This window comes from Bacillus sp. JJ1503 (assembly GCF_036965125.1).
GTDB lineage: Bacteria > Bacillota > Bacilli > Bacillales > Cytobacillaceae > Cytobacillus.
This window is the reverse complement of record NZ_JBALOZ010000501.1, coordinates 1-2,075: the sequence shown is the minus strand read 5'-3', so window position 1 is coordinate 2,075 and position 2,075 is coordinate 1. Positions and strand designations below refer to the sequence as shown.

The window sequence follows — 2,075 nt, the reverse complement described above, 5'->3', positions numbered from 1 at the left end:
CAAGTAATGCTGTTAGTTACTGGAATATTTATGACAATAATAAAGTGACTAGATATACCAATAAGGGTGGAAATATTTCTTTAATTGGAGAATACCGAAATGTATCTGGGCTTCCTGTTCATTATCATAATCAATCAGAGCAAGACGATAATTATGGACGTAGTGATCTAGAGGATATTGTTAGTTTAATTGATACTATGGAAGATATTTTAAGTAAGCTAGTTGATAGTTACCATAAGTTCCATACGCCTATCCCAGTAATAACGGGGCAACAAATAACCGATGGTGCATTGAGTAAGGATATTGCTGGAACGGGACTGACCTTAGAAGACAACAGTACATTCTCTTTAGTAACGAGTAAATTAGATTATCAATCATTCCAAACAATATGGAAGACGTTAATGCAATCAATGTTAGATGTTAGCGGTACTCCGAGTGTCAGCATGAATCAGGGAACTACAGCAAATTTAGCAGAGGTATCAATTAAGATGTTGTATACATTGGCAGACATGAGAGCAGCGCAGAATGAAATATACTTTAGAGATGGCTTATATGACAGATTTAATAAAATCAAACGTATGCTTGAATATTTAGATGTAAAGTTTGATGAAGAGGAATATGATACCTTGGATGTAGTATTCCAATACGCTCGACCATTGAATGAAACAGATGTAATAAATAATTTAAAGGCACTGAGTGAAATTGGTGGAATTAGTTTGAAGAGTTTATTAGAACGTAATCCATATATTGTGGATGTGGTGCAAGAGTTGGAGAGGTTAAAAGGGAGTAATAGGAATAAAGATGATACAGTTAATGAACGTATGAAAGACAATCTAACTGAGAATGGAAGTAATGTAATTGAGAATGTTTAATTTTATGGAAACGTAGGTGGCAGTAAGGGGGATCGGGAATAAGAGTATGCCGGCTCACACGCACATGTTATTATATACCCCCGTAAGTATAATAATAATTAACCTTCGTTGTTAAGAGGTTAAGGAACAAATGTTCTTGTTGTGTGAGGCAAGCATACTTTAATGTATCAATGAGATTATTTAATAGTTAATCGTTAAACCTAAATAACTAAGGATCAATGATGGTATACAGATTTCTAATTATTTATTACAATTATTCGAATGAGACATAATTAGATTGTGTCTCATTCGCTGAAACTGGTTTAACCTTACAGCGACAAGGGATTGAACAATTTAACAATAAATTCCTTGGTTTCTATTGAATTTGAATGGGACATAATTTATACTAAAGGTAAGTTAAGTCTCATTCGATAAAATCAATAGGGGTGATAAAAATGGAATTTGTAGAGCCGATTCGTGATCGTAAGAAAATTGATGCTATGAAGAAATTACTTAGTGATTCACCTAGAGACCATTTATTATTTCTAATTGGAATTAATACTGCTTTTCGGGTATCTGATTTACTTTCGTTAAAATATTCTGATGTGATGGATGATAAAGGACGATTGTTTGAACATTTTACATTGAAAGAAACCAAAACAGGCAAAAATAATAAGGTTGCCATGACAAAAGGGGTTCAAAAAGCATTAAAAGAATACATCAAGGGTAATTATGAAGGCAATATTGATGAATTTTTGTTCAAAAGTCGTAAACATGGCAAGGATGGGGAATCACAGCCAATCAATAGAAAGAGTGCATGGAGAATCATTCAGCAAGCAGCAGAACAATTAGGATTAAGAAATATTGGTTCTCATAGCTTGAGGAAGACTTTTGCTTATCATCAATATCAAATGGGTACAGATATTGTATTATTACAGGATATGTTGAATCATTCAGCACCAGCAGTGACATTGCGATACATTGGAATAACGCAAGATCAAAAGGATAGAGCCGTCAAAGCATTAGATTTATGAGCATTTCACAATACTGTGAGGTGCTTTTTTATTTATGCGTTGACTCCCTTTTTAAAACTTGCCCTGTAGCATACTCAAAAACACACACCCGAAAAAGTTTTGAATTTACCAATTAATTTCTATGAGTTATAGTTTAATTGGGTGATTAAAAAATGGAAAAATTAGACGAAAAAGTTTATTGCAGATTGTG

At 33.3% G+C, this 2,075-nt stretch carries 2 protein-coding genes; both read left to right on the top strand.

Translation table 11 applies throughout. The annotated features are described in order from the left end of the window. The coding region (locus V7149_RS25910) for a phage portal protein (RefSeq protein ID WP_335348427.1) at positions 1–872 on the top strand (872 nt) is incomplete at its 5' end. A gap of 434 nt (positions 873–1,306) precedes the next feature. After that, a complete protein-coding gene (locus tag V7149_RS25905; RefSeq protein ID WP_335348426.1) occupies positions 1,307–1,885 on the top strand; it encodes a site-specific integrase in 579 nt (192 codons plus the stop codon). The last annotated feature ends 190 nt before the right edge of the window (positions 1,886–2,075 follow it).